At 56.7% G+C, this 2,499-nt stretch carries 1 protein-coding gene and 1 pseudogene; both read right to left on the bottom strand.

Translation table 11 applies throughout. The features are described from left to right. Nucleotides 1-599 (bottom strand): annotated as a pseudogene (locus AAAC48_RS12420) (calcium-binding protein); the annotation flags it as partial. A 234-nt stretch (nt 600-833) separates the two neighbouring features. Beyond that, nucleotides 834-2,426: a carboxypeptidase gene (locus AAAC48_RS12425; protein ID WP_340654468.1), complete on the bottom strand. Its 1,593-nt coding sequence runs from the start codon at nt 2,424-2,426 to the stop codon at nt 834-836. Nucleotides 2,427-2,499 lie beyond the last annotated feature (73 nt).

The raw sequence follows: 2,499 nt of genomic DNA on the forward strand, positions 1-2,499 counted from the left end.
GTCACCGTGCCGCCTGTGCCGACAAGCGTCACATGGTCGTCACCGCTGCCTGCGTCCAGACGATCAAAACCACTCGTGCTCGTCAGAACGTCATTGCCATCGCCGCCGTAAACGAAGTCGTTACCGCCGCCGCCGTCGAGGTTATCATTGCCTGCCAGGCCGTGGATACCGTCGTCATTGACAGTTCCGAGAACGCGGTCATCGCCACTCCCGGCTGTCAGTTCCAGGTGCTCAATGTCGCGCAAGAAGATCTGGTCTTCGATCGCCGTCTGGTGACCGATGAAGCCGTGGCCGTTGACGCCGTTGAACATGACCGGGGAGCTCAATGTCGAGAGATCGACGACCAGCGTGTCCGCGCCGTTGCCGCCGGTTACCGCGCCGCCCGTGCCGGCAAGCACCAGCCGGTCATCGCCGTCGGCACCGTCGAGACGGTCATAGCCGCCCGTGCTCTTCAAAACGTCGTTGCCGGCCCCGCCATAGACGAGATCATCACCGCCGCCGCCATCGAGATGGTCGTCGCCGGTAAGACCCAAAATGCGGTCGGTTTCGTCCGTTCCGTATAGTGCGTCGTTTGCTTCTGAGCCGATTATGGTTGCCACAGCGTCTGTCCTCCCCGATGTTTATCGGAGCGAAGTATAGACAAACTAACTTCCGAAACAAGTATTATTGATAAAGTTCAACTGGAAATAACGTTCTGCCGAAGTATTTGAATTATACTTCAAAAATAAAACAAAATGCAGTGTATTTTTGGCTCTGTAGTAAGTTTGATTTGCTCTTTTTGCGTGGTGTTGCCCCGCAGATAAGAGCGAGGAGACGCTCGGTGACGTCATCCACTATTCCCCTTGAACCTTTCCGATCTGTTCAGAAAAGAAGGCTCTTGCGTCCGCGGTCAGGTCATGCCGGGAGCTTGATCGCGTATAGAACATATGACCACCGCGATAAAGCTTGAGACCAACCCGGCCCGCCGCAAGCGACGATGGCAGATGGTCAATGACATATTTGCTGATACCATAAGGCGTTATCGCATCGCTATAGCCCTGTGCGATCAGCAAACGGAAAGACGGTATGACCGAGAGCAGGTCGCGGATATCGCCGGTTGCGCTCGCCTGAACCCGCGTGCCGCCGTTTTTGCCGGGGCGGCCCCATTCCCAACGGTCGTTCACGTCGTCGGCGAGCAGCGTGTAGGTCATTTCCGTGCGGAAACCAAGTTCGTTGCGGGCGTAGCTGGCGAATGCCGCCCCATATGCGCGGGTGAACCCGTCAAGGATCGGGTCCTTACTTCGGTCGGCATCGAACTCAGGGTAGGGGTCTGAAACGGCAAAGGCTGCATCATAAGGGCTGACCACCTCGAATACGTCGCCCTTCGAGTGTTTGACATAAGTGTCTGCGAGAAAGCCGCGCGTACGGCTCACCACCGCTTCAGGTATGCCGGTCAATTGTGAAACTCGCGCATAGAAGGCTCGTGCCGACTCTCCCGAGGGCTCAGGCCCCGCAAGCGTCACAAGATAGTCGGTCATGGCGAATTGTTCCGCGTCCCGGATCGCCTTCAGGCTGAAGCTATTTCGGCGTTCCATCTCTGCAGCCGCAAGCGAAGGAAGTTGAAGGGCAGCCCCCAGCGGATATTGGCTCGCCCCAAACAAAAGCTGCCCCTCGATCAGTGGCGACAACATGATAATTCCCGAGACAAGAACGCCTTGGCGATCCTTGAGTGCAGAGGCGACTTTCGCAGCACGAAAACCACCATAACTCTCGCCAAGCAGATATTTCGGCGAAGCCATGCGCTCATTGTGATTGACGTAGAGCGCGACTGCCTTGGCAATGCTCTCCGCATCCTGGTTCACCCCATAGAAATTCGATGCAACGTTGTCGCTCGCCGCACGACTCCAGCCCGTGCCGACAGGATCGATTAGCACAAGGTCAGTGAACTCCAACCAGCTATCCGGATTGTCCACGAGCGTTGGACTGGTGCCATCCTGTCCGTTCGGGCCGAAATCGAGAAGGCGTGGCCCAACCAACCCAAGGTGGAGATAGGCCGAGGCGGCTCCCGGTCCTCCGTTAAAGGCAAAGGTGAGGGGACGGCCCGATTGTCTGTTCCGGGCGACATAGGCTGTATAGAATATCTTGGCGGATGGCGCCCCATCTTGGCCGAAGAGGCTGAGAGTGCCCGCTGTTGCGGTATAAGCAACTTCCTGCGTTCCGATCTTTAATACATGATCGGTAACCGAATCAGCCGGCAGGAGGCTAAGAATGCCCGTTGAACCATTACCTTCCGTCCTCGGCGGATTTACCGTCTCTTCGCCCCTGGAAGGAGGACGAGATTGCGAGGTCGTCGCATTGTGATTGTCTGCGTCATTGTTCTGCCGCGGATCGTCCTGCGGGAAGGCTGGTGAAGCGAAAAGTGCAAACGCGACTGCAAAACACGCAATGGTGCGATGGAAATACAAGCTCTTCCCTCCTTCAATACGAGCCGGAAGCCACAAAGAGTGTATTGCGTTTTGC

The organism is Phyllobacterium sp. (assembly GCF_037994405.1).
Lineage (GTDB): Bacteria > Pseudomonadota > Alphaproteobacteria > Rhizobiales > Rhizobiaceae > Phyllobacterium.